Genomic DNA, 14,213 nt, shown 5'->3' on the forward strand with positions numbered 1-14,213 from the left:
GACGGAAGACCCGGCCTGCGCGGCGATATCGTCACTGCCGTAACACCAGCAGCTCCACCGGAGGGGCATGAAACCACGCCCATCCGAAACTACAAAAAGAGGCCGGCGTCGAACGCCAGCCCCCGCATTCCCCATGTCGGGAAATTACTTCTTCTTACCAGCAATCGCCTTTGCCGGACCCTTGCGGGTACGAGCATTGGTATGCGTACGCTGACCGCGAACAGGCAGCGAACGACGATGACGCAGACCGCGGTAGCAGCCCAGGTCCATCAGACGCTTGATGTTCATCGAGGTCTCGCGACGCAGGTCGCCTTCAACCTGATAATCGCGGTCGATTGTTTCGCGGATCTGAAGGATTTCAGCATCCGTCAGTTGGTGCACACGACGTTCAGCCGGGATACCGACCTTCTCGACGATTTCCTGTGCGAACTTCGCTCCGATCCCGTGAATGTAACGAAGCGCGATTACTACGCGCTTGCTCGTCGGGATGTTGACGCCAGCGATACGTGCCACGCCTGTTCTCCTTGCTTCCAGTTGCCATCCGGCAATAGGTGCTTCGTTATGCAGCCCTTTTCAAAAGGCCGACTGTGAAAGTTCTGTTCGGAACACGTCAAAAGAATCGCGCCCGGACTTCGTCTTTGAAATCCGCGCCGATCCCTAGCATGCTGCGAGTTAGCGCGGTCTTTGAAGGAATCGACCGCAAAAGTCAACTCCCCGGCAGTCCTTTTTCAAGAACTGCCTTTAGGCGTCAGCCGAAGCCGATGCCAGAATTGCGTTGATTTGAGAGGTGACGGTCTCGACCGGCGCCATTCCATCAACTGTCTTCAATTCGCCGGTTACAGCATAATGCTGCGACAGAGGCGCCGTCTTCTCGCGATACTCGACAAGACGCTTCTTGAATGCTTCCGGATTATCGTCGGAACGAACCGTACCGCCAGCGGCAATGGTTTCTGCTACGCGATTCTCGATGCGCCGTACAAGCGCATCTTCATCCACCTTCAATTCGATAACCGAATCAAGGCGAAGCCCCTTGCCTGCAAGCATCTTGCCAAGGGCAACAGCCTGCGGAACGGTGCGCGGATAGCCATCGAGGATGAAACCATTGGCGCAATCCGGCGAATCGATCCGGTCGGATACGATTTCATTGACAATCTCGTCGGAAACGAGCTGGCCGGCATCCATGACAGCCTTGGCACGCTTCCCGACTTCCGTCTGCGCCTGTACGGCAGCCCGCAGCATATCGCCTGTGGAAAGCTGCGGAATCCCGTATTTTTCCGTCAGAAGCTTGGCCTGAGTTCCCTTGCCAGCACCCGGCGGTCCTAAAAATATTAGTCTCATCGGCCCCTCTTTCCTCCACGCAGCTTCGATTTCTTGATCAACCCCTCATACTGCTGGGCAATCAGGTGACCCTGTACCTGTGCTACAGTATCAAGGGTAACGCTGACAACAATCAAAAGCGACGTACCACCAAGGTAGAACGGCACGCCGGTCTGCGCGATCATGACTTCAGGCAGAATGCAGACGAACATCAGGTAGATCGCGCCGAGCACGGTGATGCGCGTCAACACGTAATCGATGTACTCAGCAGTGCGTTCACCTGGGCGAATACCGAGGATAAAACCGCCGTGCTTCTTCAGATTGTCGGCCGTGTCCTTCGGATTGAAAACGATGGCCGTATAGAAGAAGGCAAAGAACGCGATCATGCCACCGTAGAGCACCATGTAGAGCGGCTTGCCGTGGCCAAGGGCCGCGACGACGGTCGTTGCCCAGCCTGGCAGCGCTGCGCTATTGGCAAAGCCTGCAAGCGTTGCCGGCAGAAGCAGAAGCGACGACGCGAAGATCGCAGGAATAACGCCGGCGGTGTTAAGCTTCAGCGGCAGGTGAGACGTGTCGCCCTGGAACATCTTGTTGCCAACTTGCCGCTTCGGATACTGGATCAGAAGCCTGCGCTGGGCGCGCTCGACGAAGACGATCAGCGCGATAACGGCAACGACCATGACGATGATGGCCAGAATGAGCGGCGTCGACAGAGCGCCGGTGCGGCCCAGTTCGAGCGTACCAGCCAGAGCTGTCGGCAGATGCGCGACAATCCCGGCAAAGATGATCAGCGAAATACCGTTACCAATGCCGCGCGATGTGATCTGCTCGCCAAGCCACATCAGGAACATCGTACCGCCAAGCAGCGAAATGACGGTCGAGATCCGGAAGAACCAGCCTGCGTCCACGACCAGGCCATTGCCGCTTTCAAGGCCGACTGCAATGCCATAGGCCTGCAGCGTGCCGAGCAGCACCGTGCCGTAGCGGGTGTACTGGTTGATGACCTTGCGGCCCTGCTCGCCTTCCTTCTTCAACTGCTCCAGCGACGGGACCACGGAGGTCATCAGCTGAACGATGATGGAGGCGGAAATGTAAGGCATGATGCCGAGGGCGAAGATTGCCATGCGCTCGACGGCGCCGCCCGAAAACATGTTGAAAAGGCCGAGGATACCACCGCTCTGCCCGGCAAACGCCTGCGCAAAAGCTTCCGGATTCAGGCCTGGCAGCGGAATATATGTGCCAAGGCGATACACCAGAAGCGCGCCGAGGGTGAACCAGAGGCGGCGTTTCAAATCTTCGGCTTTTGCGAAAGTCGCAAAATTCAGGTTGGAGGCGAGCTGTTCCGCTGCAGAAGCCATGCAATTCTCCGCGTAGCCAGTTCGGAACCCGCGGGGAAACCCGGTCAGATCCGGAAAAAAGCTATCTTCTTTTTATGAAAACCGGTTTGGAGACGACTGCTACCGCAATCACGCGCCTCACCGTAGTTCCCGATCAATATTCTGCTGCGCCGGACGAATCCGGCCGTGCAATCCGTGAGGCTCTCATATGGGAGCAAAACCGCCCGGTGTGAAGCACCCCGGGCGGTTCATCAGCAACTAATTATTCAGCAGCGCCCGAAAGCAGCTTGATCGAACCGCCAGCCTTTTCGATCTTTTCGATCGCAGGCTTGGAAGCGCCGGCAACTTCGATCGTTACCTTTGCCTTCAGTTCGCCGTCGGCGAGAACGCGTACGCCGTCCTTGGCGCGGCGGATAACGCCGGCAGCCGTCAGAGCAGCAGCATCGATGGTCTTGGAAGCATCAAGCTTCTTGGCATCGATTGCGATCTGGATACGGCCGAGCGACACAACAACAAAATCCGAACGGAAGATGTTGTTGAAGCCGCGCTTCGGCAGACGGCGGTAGATTGGCATCTGGCCGCCTTCGAAGCCGTTGATGGCAACGCCCGAACGAGCCTTCTGACCCTTGACACCGCGGCCGGCAGTCTTGCCGGATCCGGAGCCGATACCACGGCCGAGACGCTTGCGGTTCTTCGTCGAACCTTCGTTGTCTTTGATTTCATTCAGTTTCATGACGGTATCCCCCTCACTTCTCGTCGACGACGCGAACGAGATGCTGGACGGCCCGGATCATGCCGCGAACGGAAGGTGTATCTTCCAGAACGCTAACCCGGTGCATCTTGTTGAGACCGAGACCGATCAGCGTTGCGCGCTGTACGGCTGGGCGGCGAATGGGGCTGCCGATCTGTTCGACCGCAACCGTCTTCTTTGCAACTTCTTTCTTAGCCATTGTTCAGGCTCCCTTATTCTTCGGAAGCAACGCCGGCGGATACGCGGCGGCTCTGCAGGGTGGCATACTTCATGCCGCGCTGAGCTGCGATATCCTTCGGGTGCATCTGGCTCTTCAGGGCGTCGAACGTGGCGCGAATCATGTTGTACGGGTTCGAAGAACCAGTCGACTTCGCAACAACGTCGTGCATGCCGAGCGTTTCGAAAACGGCGCGCATCGGACCACCGGCGATGATACCGGTACCGGCCTTGGCGGCACGCAGCAGAACCTTGCCTGCGCCGTGACGGCCATGAACGTCGTGATGAAGCGTACGACCCGAGCGCAGCGGAACGAAGATCAGTTCGCGCTTGGCAGCTTCGGTGGCCTTGCGGATGGCTTCCGGCACTTCACGTGCCTTGCCATGACCGAAGCCAACGCGGCCCTTCTGGTCGCCGACGACGACGAGAGCAGCAAAGCCGAAACGACGGCCACCCTTGACGACTTTTGCGACGCGGTTGATTGCTACGAGCTTGTCAACGAATTCGCTGTCGCGCTCCTCGCGGTTCTGGCGATCGTCGCGAGAACCTCTTTTTTCTTGTGCCATTGTCCTTTTCCTTTTTCTTTTCCGGGTGCAATCGGCAGATTGACAAAGGTCGCTTCGGTTTCATTGAACCGAAGCGACCGGGTATTATCCGAGCAATTTTTATAAGTCCAGACACGAATGCCTGGAAACTGCATCAGAAGTTCAGGCCACCCTCGCGGGCTGCCTCGGCGAGCGCCTTGACGCGGCCGTGATAGATGAAGGCGCCACGGTCAAAGACGACGTCCTTGACACCAGCCTTCGAGGCGCGCTCTGCGAGGAGCTTGCCAACGGCAGCAGCAGCTGCCGTGTCAGCACCCGTCTTAAGCGACGGACGCAGATCCGTGTCGAGTGTCGAGGCAGACGCGACGGTCTTGCCTGCAACATCATCGATAACCTGTGCGTAGATGTTCTTCGACGAGCGATGAACGGACAGGCGCAGACGGCCATTGGCCACTGCCTTGACTTGACGGCGCACGCGGCTGGCGCGGCGCACAAGTGTATCTTTCCTTGTAGCCATTTCGCGTGATCCTTACTTCTTCTTGCCTTCTTTGCGGACAATCCGCTCGCCAGCATACTTGACGCCCTTGCCCTTGTAGGGCTCGGGGCCACGGTATTCGCGGATTTCTGCCGCGACCTGGCCGACCTGCTGCTTGTTGATGCCGGTGACGACGATTTCCGTCGGCTTCGGCACAGCAATCGAGATGCCTTCAGGAGTCTGATAGACCACGTCGTGGCTGAAACCGAGTGCGAGCTGCAGGTTCTTGCCCTGAAGCGACGCGCGGTAACCAACGCCGTTGATTTCGAGCTTGCGCTCGAAGCCGTCCTTGACGCCCTTGAAGATGTTTTCGATCATCGTGCGGGACATGCCCCACTTCGACCGAGCATCCTTGGACTGGTCAACCGGGGTCACCGACACCGCGTTGTCTTCCAGCTTTACGAGAACTTCGTCGTTCGCAACGAAGATGAGTTCGCCTTTCGGGCCCTTTGCAGTCACTGTCTGGCCATTAACCGTGGCTGTGACACCTGCAGGAACCTGAACGGGCTTTTTACCGATACGAGACATATTTCAAACCTGTCTGTCCGTTATGGAGATCACTGCTACCGTATTAGAATACGGAGCAGAGAACCTCGCCACCAACGTTCTGTTCGCGTGCCTGATGATCGGCCATCACACCCTTCGGAGTCGAAAGGATAGTGATACCGAGACCGTTCGCGACCTGCGGAATGGACTTGACCGAGACATAAACCCGGCGGCCCGGCTTCGATACGCGGCCGATCTCACGGATCACCGACGCACCTTCGTAGTACTTCAACTCGATATTCAGCTCGGCCTTGCCGTTGCCGAATTCGGTTTCCGAGTAACCGCGGATGTAGCCTTCAGCCTGAAGGACATCCAGAACGCGTGCGCGCAGCTTGGAAGCCGGCGTGGAAACGCTCGACTTGCGGCGGGAAGCACCGTTGCGGATACGTGTGAGCATATCGCCCAGCGGATCAGTCATTGCCATGTACCCGTCTCCTTACCAGCTCGACTTAACAATGCCCGGCACCTTGCCGAAATTGCCAAGTTCACGAAGCGCAATACGCGACATCTTGAGTTTGCGATAATATGCGCGCGGACGACCCGTTACTTCGCAACGATTGCGAACGCGGGTCTTGGAGCCGTCACGCGGGAGGCTGGCCAGCTTCAGAGTAGCCTTGAAACGCTCTTCGATCGGAAGAGACTGGTTCATGATGGTGGCCTTCAGGGCTGCGCGCTTGGACGCATCCTGGGCAACCGACTTACGGCGGCGATTGTTCTTTTCAATTGCGCTCGTCTTCGCCATTCAACTTAATCCTTCTGCTTGTCGTTACGGCTTACGTGCGAAACGGGAAGTTGAACTCTGTAAGCAGAGCGCGAGCTTCGTCGTCGTTCGTTGCCGTCGTGCAAACGATGATGTCCATGCCCCACATCTGATCAACCTTGTCGTAGTTGATCTCCGGGAACACAATGTGTTCCTTGACACCCATGGCGAAGTTGCCACGGCCGTCAAAGCTCTTCGGATTCAGGCCGCGGAAATCTCGAACGCGCGGAAGCGCGATGTTGATCAGGCGGTCCAGGAATTCGTACATGCGAACGCCGCGCAGGGTAACCTTTGCGCCGATCGGCATGCCTTCGCGCAGCTTGAAGCCGGCGATGGAGGTGCGGGCCTTGGTGATGACCGGCTTCTGGCCGGCAATCGCTGCGAGGTCTGCTGCAGCAACCGTTGGCTTCTTGGAATCAGCCGTCGATTCGCCAACGCCCATGTTGATGACGATCTTGTCGAGGCGCGGGATCTGCATGACGTTTGCGTAGGAGAACTTCTCCTGCATTGCCTTGGAGATACGCTCAACGTATTCCGTCTTCAGACGGGGCTCATACTTCTTGGTGTCAGCCATCGATCGACACTCCCGAACGCTTTGCAACGCGAACCTTCTTGTCGCCGTCGATCTTGAAACCGACGCGAGTCGGCTTGCCGTCCTTGGGGTCGGCGATCGCGATGTTCGACAGGTGAATCGACGCTTCCTTGTTGATGATGCCGGCTTCCTGGCTCTGGGTCTGGCGCTGGTGACGCTTCACCATGTTGACGCCACGCACAACAGCCCGGTCTTCCTTAGGCAGAACCTGGAGAACTTCCCCAGAACGGCCCTTGTCCTTGCCGGTCAATACGACGACCTTGTCGCCCTTGCGAATCTTTTGCATCTCAATCGCTCCTTACAGTACTTCTGGAGCCAGCGAGATGATCTTCATGTGGTTCTTGGCGCGAAGTTCGCGCGGAACCGGTCCGAAGATACGGGTGCCGATCGGCTCTTTCTTGTTGTCGATAAGAACAGCTGCGTTGTTATCGAACCGGATGACGCTGCCGTCCGGACGACGGATGTCCTTGGCTGTGCGAACCACAACCGCCTTCATCACATCACCCTTCTTGACGCGGCCGCGCGGAATAGCTTCCTTGATCGAAACGACGATAATGTCGCCGACCGAAGCGTACTTGCGCTTGGAACCGCCCAGCACCTTGATGCACATGACACGACGTGCGCCGGAATTATCCGCCACGTCGAGGTTTGTTTGCATCTGAATCATGTCAGGTCGCCTTCTTGTTGTGACCGGACCGGTTGGGCCAACCTCATCAGATTGAGGGCCCCCTGTTCCAGCTTCTAAATTTCTGTTCTCGCGCGGGATCGATCGTTGCCAGGGTGGTTTCCCAAACAGGACCTTCCGTGCGCTCAAAGCAAAAGAACGCCCGTAGACGAGCGTCCTTGCGCTGCTTCATACAGATTTTCGCAGCCGACGCAAGGGCCGGATGCGAAAGTCTTAAGAATTAGGCCTGAACGGAAACCACTGTCCAGGTCTTATCCTTGGAGATCGGCGCGCATTCCTCGATGGAAACCTGGTCGCCGACCTTGTACTGGTTGTTCTCGTCATGCGCCTTGTACTTCTTGGACCGGCGAACGGTCTTCTGGAAGATCGGGTGCGCGAAACGACGCTCGACACGGACCACAACGGTCTTATCGTTCTTGTCGCTGACGACTGTGCCCTGCAGAATGCGTTTTGGCATATTCTTTGATCCTTAAGCCTTGGCTTCTGCCGCCTTCTGGCGGGCAATGGTTTTGACGCGCGCAATGTCCTTACGGACTTCATTGATGCGCGACGACTTTTCGAGCTGGCCTGTAGCCTTCTGGAAGCGCAGATTGAACTGCTCTTTCTTCAGCTTGGCAAGCTCTTCGTTGAGCTGATCGGCGCTGAGCGCGCGGACGGTATCGGCTTTCATGGGCTTTACTCCTTACTCTGCAATGCGCTGTACGAAGCGCGTCTTGACAGAGAGTTTCGCAGCACCAAGGCGAAGCGCCTCACGGGCGAGTTCTTCGCTGACGCCGTCGATTTCGAACATCATTCGGCCGGGCTTGACCTTGCAAGCCCAATATTCAACCGAACCCTTACCTTTACCCATACGAACTTCGGTCGGCTTAGCCGTGACCGGTACGTCTGGGAATACGCGGATCCATACGCGGCCGGCACGTTTCATGTGACGGGTGATCGCGCGGCGGGCCGCTTCGATCTCGCGTGCGTTTACGCGGTTCGGCTCCTGAGACTTCAGGCCGAATTCACCGAAAGCAAGGTCGGAACCGCCCTTGGCAACGCCCTTGATGCGTCCCTTGAACTGCTTGCGGTACTTAGTGCGCTTTGGCTGCAACATTTTTTTAATTCTCCGATATTAGCTGCCAGGAACGACTGTTACGCGTTTTCGCGACGACGGTTGTTGCTGCTGGGGCCCTGGGCATCTGCCTCGGACGAACGACGCTCGGAAGCCATCGGATCGTGTTCGAGGATTTCGCCCTTGAAGATCCAGACCTTGATGCCGCAGATACCGAAAGCGGTCTTGGCTTCAGCCACACCGTAGTCGATGTCGGCGCGAAGCGTGTGCAACGGCACGCGGCCTTCACGGTACCATTCGGTACGAGCGATTTCAGCACCGCCGAGACGGCCGCCGCAGGTGATCTTGATGCCTTCGGCGCCAAGACGCATTGCGGACTGAACGGCACGCTTCATCGCACGGCGGAAAGCCACGCGGCGTTCGAGCTGCTGAGCGATCGACTGGGCGACGAGCGTCGAGTCGACTTCCGGCTTGCGCACTTCAACGATGTTGAGGTGCGTTTCCGACTTGGTCATCTCGCCGATCTTCTTGCGCAGCTTTTCGATGTCTGCGCCCTTCTTGCCGATGATCAGGCCCGGGCGAGCCGAGTGGATCGTGACGCGGCACTTCTTGTGCGGACGCTCGATAACCACCTTGGCGATACCAGCCTGCTTCAGCTCTTCCATGACGTAGGCACGGATCTTCAGGTCTTCGTGAAGAAGCTGACCGTATTCTGCGTTGTCCGCGAACCAGCGGCTATCCCAGGTACGGTTGATGCCGAGGCGGAAGCCGACTGGATTGATCTTCTGACCCATTATGCGGCCTCCCCTTTAGCTTCGACTTCGCGAACAACGATCGTCAGATGCGCGAAAGGCTTTTCGATACGCGATGCACGGCCACGGCCACGAGCGTGGAAACGCTTCATGACGATGGACTTGCCAACGTAAGCTTCGGCAACGATCAGGCTGTCGACGTCGAGATCGTGGTTGTTTTCTGCGTTAGCGATCGCAGATTCCAGCGTCTTCTTGACAGTGTCCGAGATCCGCTTGCGCGAGAACTCGAGTTCGGCCAGAGCCCGGTCAACCTTCTTGCCGCGGATCATCGCAGCTACCAGGTTGAGCTTCTGGGGGCTGACGCGGATCGTGCGCGCGATTGCCTGCGCCTCGTTATCCTTCAGCCGGCGTTCGGCTTTTGCCTTGCCCATAATTACTTCCTCTTTGCCTTCTTGTCCGCACCGTGACCGTAATAGGTCCGGGTCGGAGAGAATTCACCGAACTTGTGACCGATCATGTCTTCGTTGACACTGACCGGAACATGCTTGCTGCCATTGTAGACGCCGAACGTGAGACCGACGAACTGCGGCAGGATCGTGGAGCGGCGGCTCCACATCTTGATCACTTCGTTGCGGCCGCCTTCACGAACCTTCTCAGCCTTCTTGAGAAGATAGCCGTCAACAAACGGACCTTTCCATACTGAACGAGTCATTGGAGACTTCCTCTCTTACTTCTTACGCTGATGACGCGAGCGCATGATGAACTTGTCGGTCGACTTGTTCGAGCGCGTACGCTTGCCCTTGGTGGGCTTACCCCAAGGCGAAACCGGATGACGGCCACCCGAGGTGCGGCCTTCACCACCGCCGTGCGGGTGGTCAACAGGGTTCATGACGACGCCGCGAACATGCGGACGCTTGCCACGCCAAACCGAACGACCGGCCTTGCCGTCGTTGATGTTGCCGTGATCGGGGTTGGAAACTGCACCGACCGTTGCAAGGCAGGAGCCGTGCACCAGGCGCTGTTCGCCAGACGACAGGCGAAGGATCGCCATGCCCTGGTCGCGACCAACCAGCTGAACGTAGGCGCCGGCGGAGCGAGCGATCTGACCGCCCTTGCCCGGCTTCATCTCGACGTTGTGAACGATCGAACCAACCGGCATGTACTGAAGCGGCATGGTGTTGCCTGGCTTCACGTCAACCTGCTTTTCCGAAGCAATCACCTTGTCGCCGGCAGCGAGGCGCTGCGGAGCAATGATGTAAGCCTGTTCGCCGTCCGCATAGTTGATCAGCGCGATGAACGCCGTGCGGTTCGGGTCGTATTCGAGGCGTGCAACCGTGCCTTCAACGTCGAACTTGCGACGCTTGAAGTCGATCAGACGATAGGTACGCTTGTGACCACCGCCCTGGAAACGCACGGTGATGCGGCCAGTGTTGTTACGTCCGCCCTTGGAGGACAGGCCTTCGGTCAGCGACTTGACCGGCTTGCCCTTGTGCAGGCCGGACCGGTCGACGATGACCAGCTGGCGCTGGCTCGGGGTGATCGGATTGAAACTTTTCAATGCCATTGTTCTATTCCTCAGAGTCCGGTGGAGACGTCGATGGTCTGACCGTCAGCGAGTGTGACGATTGCCTTCTTGACGTCCTTCTGCCGGCCCGCGAAACCGCGGAAGCGCTTCAGCTTGCCCTTGCGGACGAGCGTGTTCACAGCCGTAACCTTGACGCCGAACAGCGCTTCGATCGCAGCCTTGATTTCCGGCTTCGACGCGCCCTTGGCGACGTTGAAGATGATCTGGTTCTGTTCAGAAACCAGCGTCGACTTTTCGGTGATCGACGGAGCGAGGATCACATCGTAGTGGCGAAGGTCAGTCATTTAAACCGCTCCTCAAGAGCTTCAACTGCAGCCTTGGACAGGACGAGCTTGCCGCGGCGCAGAATGTCATAAACGTTGATGCCCTGCACCGGCAGAACGTCCACGTTCGGGATGTTCTGAGCTGCGAGCTTGAAATTGCTGTCGAGTTCGGCGCCGCCGATGAACAGCACGTTGGTCAGGCCGAGCGTTGCGAACGCGCCGGTCAGCACCTTCGTCTTGGCTTCAGCAGCAACCAGGCTGTCAACGATGATCAGCTCTTCGGCACGCAGCTTGGCGGACAGCGCATGACGCAGGCCGAGAGCACGAACCTTCTTGGGCAGGTCATGGGCGTGGCTGCGAACAACCGGGCCATGAGCCTTACCACCGCCGCGGAACTGCGGAGCACGAGCCGAATGGTGACGAGCGCGGCCCGTACCCTTCTGCTTGAACATCTTGGCGCCGGTGCGTGCGACTTCTGCACGGCCCTTGGCCTTATGCGTACCCTGCTGCTTCTTGGCAAGCTGCCAGCGAACGACGCGGGCAATGATATCTTCGCGCGGCTCAAGGCCGAAAATCGCGTCGGACAGGGAAACCTTACCGGCCTCTTTGCCCTCGAGTGTGGTGACGTTGAGATCCATGATCTGGCCCCCTTACTTGGCTGCGCGCACAGCGGCAGGACGCGGAGCGTCAGCCGGAGTGCCGGACTTGATGGCGTCGCGAACGACGATCCATGCGCCCTTGGAGCCGGGTACGGCGCCCTTGACGAGGATCAGACCGCGGTCTTCATCGGTGGAGACCACTTCCAGGTTCTGGGTGGTGATGCGTGTCTGACCCATGTGGCCAGCCATGCGCTTACCCTTCCAGACGCGGCCCGGATCCTGGTTGGAACCAGTCGAACCATGCGAACGGTGCGATACGGACACGCCGTGCGTTGCACGCAGACCGCCGAAGTTGTGGCGCTTGATGGCACCGGCAAAACCCTTACCGGCAGATGTACCGGTAACGTCGACCAGCTGGCCGGCGACGAAATGGTTTGCAGTGAGCTCAGCGCCGACATCGATCAGATTGTCCGACGAAACGCGGAACTCAACGACCTTGGCCTTCGGCTCTACATTGGCGGCAGCGAACTGACCACGCAACGGCTTGCTCGTGTTCTTGACCTTGGACTGGCCGGCACCGAGCTGAACTGCGGTGTAGCCATTCTTGTCTTCTGTGCGATGGGCCACAACCTGGCAGTTTTCCATCCGCAATACTGTAACCGGGATGTGCTCACCAGCGTCGTTATAGACGCGGGTCATCCCAATTTTCTGTGCAATCACACCTGAACGCATTGGTTCATTCCTCTTAAGAGTTAGCGACGGAGCAAACCCCGTTGCATCTCTGGTTTAAGGTTTCCCTCAGATCACCCGATCGCTAGACCGGAGGCTTTGAGGGTCGCCCGTTTTTGGAAGCCGTTGGACCGAAATCCACGTACCTTCCTTGTTTTTAAAGCTTGATTTCCACATCTACGCCGGCAGCGAGGTCGAGCTTCATCAGCGCGTCAACAGTCTGCGGAGTAGGATCGACGATATCGAGGAGACGCTTGTGGGTGCGCATCTCGAACTGTTCACGGCTCTTCTTATCAACGTGAGGCGAGCGGTTGACAGTAAACTTTTCAATCCGGGTAGGAAGCGGCACCGGACCACGAACCGAAGCGCCTGTGCGCTTGGCCGTCGAAACGATTTCCCGCGTGGAGGCATCAAGAATCCGGTGATCAAACGCCTTGAGGCGGATACGGATATTCTGGCCGTTCATTCGAGTTATCCTTGTTGTTGTTAGCGAATGCCACAATGAGGCAGTTCGTTAGTCGTTTCCGGGTGCTGATGCTTCAAAGAACACAAAAAGCAAATCGCTCTCTGTCCGTTTCTGCAATTCGACCCGCCACATATACGGAATCGGCGTCCGACACAATGACCGAACGCCCACGAAAACACGTTTTTTCGTGCTTCCGTCAATTCGAGAGGCATACACCCTGAAGTGCAGGCTTCGACCAGCAAATATTCAAGGAAGCGGCGCTTGAATGCGCCGCTTCCCAACCGAGTAAATTACTCGACGATGGAGGCTACGATGCCGGCGCCGACGGTACGGCCGCCTTCACGGATAGCGAAGCGCAGCTTTTCTTCCATGGCGATCGGAACGATCAGCTCGNATTACTCGACGATGGAGGCTACGATGCCGGCGCCGACGGTACGGCCGCCTTCACGGATAGCGAAGCGCAGCTTTTCTTCCATGGCGATCGGAACGATCAGCTCGACGGCAACGGTGACGTTGTCGCCAGGCATAACCATTTCCGTGCCTTCCGGAAGCGACACGATACCGGTCACGTCCGTCGTGCGGAAGTAGAACTGCGGACGGTAGTTGGTGAAGAACGGTGTATGACGGCCGCCTTCTTCCTTCGTCAGGATGTAGGCTTCTGCCATGAACTTCTTGTGCGGCTTGACCGAACCCGGCTTGCACAGGATCTGACCACGCTCGACGCCGTCACGGGTAACGCCGCGAACCAGAGCACCGATGTTGTCGCCAGCCTGGCCCTGATCGAGCAGCTTGCGGAACATTTCAACGCCGGTAACCGTCGTCTTCGAGGTGGCGCGGATGCCGACGATTTCGACTTCTTCACCAACCTTGACGATACCACGCTCGACGCGGCCGGTCACAACCGTACCACGGCCCGAGATCGAGAACACGTCTTCGATCGGCATCAGGAACGGCAGGTTGATCGGACGCTCAGGCGTCGGGATGTAGGCGTCAACAGCAGCCATCAGCTCGCGGATCGCGTCTTCGCCGATCTTCTTGTCGGAATCTTCCAGAGCGGCCAGAGCCGAGCCCTTGATGATCGGAATGTCGTCGCCCGGGAAGTCGTACATCGACAAGAGTTCGCGAACTTCCAGCTCAACGAGCTCGAGCAGTTCGGCGTCGTCGACCTGGTCGACCTTGTTGAGGAACACGACGATTGCCGGAACGCCAACCTGACGGGCAAGCAGGATGTGCTCGCGGGTCTGCGGCATCGGGCCGTCGGCAGCCGAGCAAACCAGGATCGCGCCGTCCATYTGGGCAGCACCGGTGATCATGTTCTTGACGTAGTCGGCGTGGCCGGGGCAGTCAACGTGGGCGTAGTGACGGTTCGGCGTCTCATACTCGACGTGTGCCGTCGAGATGGTGATGCCGCGGGCCTTTTCTTCCGGTGCTGCGTCGATCTGGTCGTACGCCTTGAACTCGCCGAAATACTTCGTGATCGC

The 14,213-nt window shown here is 58.0% G+C and carries 26 protein-coding genes; all 26 read right to left on the reverse strand.

The window, feature by feature from the left end:
• Nucleotides 1-144: 144 nt before the first annotated feature.
• Nucleotides 145-513 (reverse strand): 30S ribosomal protein S13, encoded by a 369-nt coding sequence (rpsM, locus tag ASD36_RS17045; RefSeq protein ID WP_060505087.1) that lies wholly within the window; start codon nt 511-513, stop codon nt 145-147.
• 228 nt (nt 514-741) lie between these two features.
• Nucleotides 742-1,338 carry an adenylate kinase gene (locus tag ASD36_RS17050; protein ID WP_060505086.1) on the reverse strand — a complete coding sequence of 199 codons (597 nt, stop codon included), beginning with the start codon at nt 1,336-1,338 and terminating at the stop codon, nt 742-744.
• Nucleotides 1,335-2,675 (reverse strand): preprotein translocase subunit SecY, encoded by a 1,341-nt coding sequence (secY, locus tag ASD36_RS17055; protein WP_060505085.1) that lies wholly within the window; start codon nt 2,673-2,675, stop codon nt 1,335-1,337. Before secY ends, ASD36_RS17050 begins: the two co-directional genes overlap by 4 nt.
• A gap of 241 nt (nt 2,676-2,916) precedes the next feature.
• Nucleotides 2,917-3,387 carry a 50S ribosomal protein L15 gene (rplO, locus tag ASD36_RS17060; RefSeq protein WP_060505084.1) on the reverse strand — a complete coding sequence of 157 codons (471 nt, stop codon included), beginning with the start codon at nt 3,385-3,387 and terminating at the stop codon, nt 2,917-2,919.
• Nucleotides 3,388-3,400: 13 nt separating this feature from the next.
• Nucleotides 3,401-3,604 (reverse strand): 50S ribosomal protein L30, encoded by a 204-nt coding sequence (gene rpmD, locus ASD36_RS17065; RefSeq protein ID WP_037100625.1) that lies wholly within the window; start codon nt 3,602-3,604, stop codon nt 3,401-3,403.
• A gap of 13 nt (nt 3,605-3,617) precedes the next feature.
• Complete coding sequence (gene rpsE / locus ASD36_RS17070) at nt 3,618-4,187, reverse strand: 30S ribosomal protein S5 (protein ID WP_060505083.1); 570 nt, start codon at nt 4,185-4,187, stop codon at nt 3,618-3,620.
• A gap of 133 nt (nt 4,188-4,320) precedes the next feature.
• Nucleotides 4,321-4,683: a 50S ribosomal protein L18 gene (rplR, locus tag ASD36_RS17075; protein ID WP_037100619.1), complete on the reverse strand. Its 363-nt coding sequence runs from the start codon at nt 4,681-4,683 to the stop codon at nt 4,321-4,323.
• A gap of 12 nt (nt 4,684-4,695) precedes the next feature.
• On the reverse strand, nt 4,696-5,229 hold the full coding sequence (gene rplF / locus ASD36_RS17080; protein WP_060505082.1) for a 50S ribosomal protein L6: 534 nt from the start codon (nt 5,227-5,229) through the stop codon (nt 4,696-4,698).
• A 43-nt stretch (nt 5,230-5,272) separates the two neighbouring features.
• Nucleotides 5,273-5,671, reverse strand: a complete 399-nt coding sequence (gene rpsH / locus ASD36_RS17085; RefSeq protein WP_037100614.1) for a 30S ribosomal protein S8 — start codon at nt 5,669-5,671, stop codon at nt 5,273-5,275.
• A gap of 12 nt (nt 5,672-5,683) precedes the next feature.
• Entirely contained in the window at nt 5,684-5,989 is a 306-nt protein-coding gene (gene rpsN / locus ASD36_RS17090) for a 30S ribosomal protein S14 (RefSeq protein ID WP_037100611.1), read from the reverse strand.
• Nucleotides 5,990-6,020: 31 nt separating this feature from the next.
• Nucleotides 6,021-6,581: a 50S ribosomal protein L5 gene (gene rplE / locus ASD36_RS17095; protein WP_060505081.1), complete on the reverse strand. Its 561-nt coding sequence runs from the start codon at nt 6,579-6,581 to the stop codon at nt 6,021-6,023.
• Entirely contained in the window at nt 6,574-6,885 is a 312-nt protein-coding gene (gene rplX / locus ASD36_RS17100; RefSeq protein ID WP_037169463.1) for a 50S ribosomal protein L24, read from the reverse strand. The genes rplE and rplX overlap by 8 nt, the downstream gene beginning before the upstream one ends.
• Nucleotides 6,886-6,897: 12 nt before the next feature.
• Nucleotides 6,898-7,266, reverse strand: coding sequence for a 50S ribosomal protein L14 (gene rplN / locus ASD36_RS17105; protein WP_018328276.1), 369 nt, complete (start codon nt 7,264-7,266; stop codon nt 6,898-6,900).
• Nucleotides 7,267-7,504: 238 nt separating this feature from the next.
• Complete coding sequence (rpsQ, locus tag ASD36_RS17110; protein WP_037100601.1) at nt 7,505-7,741, reverse strand: 30S ribosomal protein S17; 237 nt, start codon at nt 7,739-7,741, stop codon at nt 7,505-7,507.
• A 12-nt stretch (nt 7,742-7,753) separates the two neighbouring features.
• A complete protein-coding gene (gene rpmC, locus ASD36_RS17115; RefSeq protein ID WP_037100598.1) occupies nt 7,754-7,954 on the reverse strand; it encodes a 50S ribosomal protein L29 in 201 nt (66 codons plus the stop codon).
• A gap of 12 nt (nt 7,955-7,966) precedes the next feature.
• Nucleotides 7,967-8,380, reverse strand: a complete 414-nt coding sequence (rplP, locus tag ASD36_RS17120; RefSeq protein WP_018239489.1) for a 50S ribosomal protein L16 — start codon at nt 8,378-8,380, stop codon at nt 7,967-7,969.
• Between the two features lie 38 nt (nt 8,381-8,418).
• Complete coding sequence (gene rpsC / locus ASD36_RS17125; protein WP_037100592.1) at nt 8,419-9,132, reverse strand: 30S ribosomal protein S3; 714 nt, start codon at nt 9,130-9,132, stop codon at nt 8,419-8,421.
• Nucleotides 9,132-9,521, reverse strand: coding sequence for a 50S ribosomal protein L22 (gene rplV / locus ASD36_RS17130; RefSeq protein WP_018328280.1), 390 nt, complete (start codon nt 9,519-9,521; stop codon nt 9,132-9,134). The genes rpsC and rplV overlap by 1 nt, the downstream gene beginning before the upstream one ends.
• A 2-nt stretch (nt 9,522-9,523) precedes the next feature.
• The gene (gene rpsS, locus ASD36_RS17135; protein WP_037100590.1) at nt 9,524-9,802 is read right to left on the reverse strand and encodes a 30S ribosomal protein S19; all 279 of its coding nucleotides are present in this window, start codon (nt 9,800-9,802) and stop codon (nt 9,524-9,526) included.
• Nucleotides 9,803-9,817: 15 nt separating this feature from the next.
• Nucleotides 9,818-10,654, reverse strand: a complete 837-nt coding sequence (rplB, locus tag ASD36_RS17140) for a 50S ribosomal protein L2 (protein WP_060505080.1) — start codon at nt 10,652-10,654, stop codon at nt 9,818-9,820.
• An 11-nt stretch (nt 10,655-10,665) separates the two neighbouring features.
• A complete protein-coding gene (locus tag ASD36_RS17145; RefSeq protein ID WP_037100585.1) occupies nt 10,666-10,959 on the reverse strand; it encodes a 50S ribosomal protein L23 in 294 nt (97 codons plus the stop codon).
• A complete protein-coding gene (gene rplD, locus ASD36_RS17150; RefSeq protein WP_060505079.1) occupies nt 10,956-11,576 on the reverse strand; it encodes a 50S ribosomal protein L4 in 621 nt (206 codons plus the stop codon). Before rplD ends, ASD36_RS17145 begins: the two co-directional genes overlap by 4 nt.
• A gap of 12 nt (nt 11,577-11,588) precedes the next feature.
• Nucleotides 11,589-12,269 carry a 50S ribosomal protein L3 gene (rplC, locus tag ASD36_RS17155; protein ID WP_060505078.1) on the reverse strand — a complete coding sequence of 227 codons (681 nt, stop codon included), beginning with the start codon at nt 12,267-12,269 and terminating at the stop codon, nt 11,589-11,591.
• A 154-nt stretch (nt 12,270-12,423) separates the two neighbouring features.
• On the reverse strand, nt 12,424-12,732 hold the full coding sequence (gene rpsJ / locus ASD36_RS17160) for a 30S ribosomal protein S10 (RefSeq protein WP_003507767.1): 309 nt from the start codon (nt 12,730-12,732) through the stop codon (nt 12,424-12,426).
• A gap of 290 nt (nt 12,733-13,022) precedes the next feature.
• Nucleotides 13,023-13,121, reverse strand: a complete 99-nt coding sequence (locus tag ASD36_RS31705) for a hypothetical protein (RefSeq protein ID WP_143240717.1) — start codon at nt 13,119-13,121, stop codon at nt 13,023-13,025.
• A 6-nt stretch (nt 13,122-13,127) separates the two neighbouring features.
• Nucleotides 13,128-14,213, reverse strand: a 1,086-nt coding sequence (tuf, locus tag ASD36_RS17165; protein ID WP_060505077.1) for an elongation factor Tu, incomplete at its 5' end; no start/stop codon positions are given.

This window comes from Rhizobium sp. Root1334 (genome assembly GCF_001426665.1).
Classification (GTDB): Bacteria; Pseudomonadota; Alphaproteobacteria; order Rhizobiales; family Rhizobiaceae; genus Pararhizobium.

What these genes read in the sequence shown, in the direction of transcription:
- rplE (WP_060505081.1), bottom strand. Translation starts at nt 6,581, where the DNA reads ATGGCTGACACCAAGAAGTATGAGCCCCGTCTGAAGACGGAATACGTT.
- rplV (WP_018328280.1), bottom strand. Translation starts at nt 9,521, where the DNA reads ATGGGCAAGGCAAAAGCCGAACGCCGGCTGAAGGATAACGAGGCGCAG.
- rpsS (WP_037100590.1), bottom strand. Translation starts at nt 9,802, where the DNA reads ATGACTCGTTCAGTATGGAAAGGTCCGTTTGTTGACGGCTATCTTCTC.
- rplC (WP_060505078.1), bottom strand. Translation starts at nt 12,269, where the DNA reads ATGCGTTCAGGTGTGATTGCACAGAAAATTGGGATGACCCGCGTCTAT.
- rpsC (WP_037100592.1), bottom strand. Translation starts at nt 9,132, where the DNA reads ATGGGTCAGAAGATCAATCCAGTCGGCTTCCGCCTCGGCATCAACCGT.
- rpsN (WP_037100611.1), bottom strand. Translation starts at nt 5,989, where the DNA reads ATGGCGAAGACGAGCGCAATTGAAAAGAACAATCGCCGCCGTAAGTCG.
- rplN (WP_018328276.1), bottom strand. Translation starts at nt 7,266, where the DNA reads ATGATTCAGATGCAAACAAACCTCGACGTGGCGGATAATTCCGGCGCA.
- rplX (WP_037169463.1), bottom strand. Translation starts at nt 6,885, where the DNA reads ATGCAAAAGATTCGCAAGGGCGACAAGGTCGTCGTATTGACCGGCAAG.
- rplF (WP_060505082.1), bottom strand. Translation starts at nt 5,229, where the DNA reads ATGTCTCGTATCGGTAAAAAGCCCGTTCAGGTTCCTGCAGGTGTCACA.
- rpmC (WP_037100598.1), bottom strand. Translation starts at nt 7,954, where the DNA reads ATGAAAGCCGATACCGTCCGCGCGCTCAGCGCCGATCAGCTCAACGAA.
- rplO (WP_060505084.1), bottom strand. Translation starts at nt 3,387, where the DNA reads ATGAAACTGAATGAAATCAAAGACAACGAAGGTTCGACGAAGAACCGC.
- rplR (WP_037100619.1), bottom strand. Translation starts at nt 4,683, where the DNA reads ATGGCTACAAGGAAAGATACACTTGTGCGCCGCGCCAGCCGCGTGCGC.
- rpsQ (WP_037100601.1), bottom strand. Translation starts at nt 7,741, where the DNA reads ATGCCAAAACGCATTCTGCAGGGCACAGTCGTCAGCGACAAGAACGAT.
- rpsH (WP_037100614.1), bottom strand. Translation starts at nt 5,671, where the DNA reads ATGGCAATGACTGATCCGCTGGGCGATATGCTCACACGTATCCGCAAC.
- ASD36_RS17145 (WP_037100585.1), bottom strand. Translation starts at nt 10,959, where the DNA reads ATGACTGACCTTCGCCACTACGATGTGATCCTCGCTCCGTCGATCACC.
- rpsJ (WP_003507767.1), bottom strand. Translation starts at nt 12,732, where the DNA reads ATGAACGGCCAGAATATCCGTATCCGCCTCAAGGCGTTTGATCACCGG.
- rplP (WP_018239489.1), bottom strand. Translation starts at nt 8,380, where the DNA reads ATGTTGCAGCCAAAGCGCACTAAGTACCGCAAGCAGTTCAAGGGACGC.
- rplD (WP_060505079.1), bottom strand. Translation starts at nt 11,576, where the DNA reads ATGGATCTCAACGTCACCACACTCGAGGGCAAAGAGGCCGGTAAGGTT.
- secY (WP_060505085.1), bottom strand. Translation starts at nt 2,675, where the DNA reads ATGGCTTCTGCAGCGGAACAGCTCGCCTCCAACCTGAATTTTGCGACT.
- rpsE (WP_060505083.1), bottom strand. Translation starts at nt 4,187, where the DNA reads ATGGCACAAGAAAAAAGAGGTTCTCGCGACGATCGCCAGAACCGCGAG.
- rplB (WP_060505080.1), bottom strand. Translation starts at nt 10,654, where the DNA reads ATGGCATTGAAAAGTTTCAATCCGATCACCCCGAGCCAGCGCCAGCTG.
- rpmD (WP_037100625.1), bottom strand. Translation starts at nt 3,604, where the DNA reads ATGGCTAAGAAAGAAGTTGCAAAGAAGACGGTTGCGGTCGAACAGATC.
- ASD36_RS17050 (WP_060505086.1), bottom strand. Translation starts at nt 1,338, where the DNA reads ATGAGACTAATATTTTTAGGACCGCCGGGTGCTGGCAAGGGAACTCAG.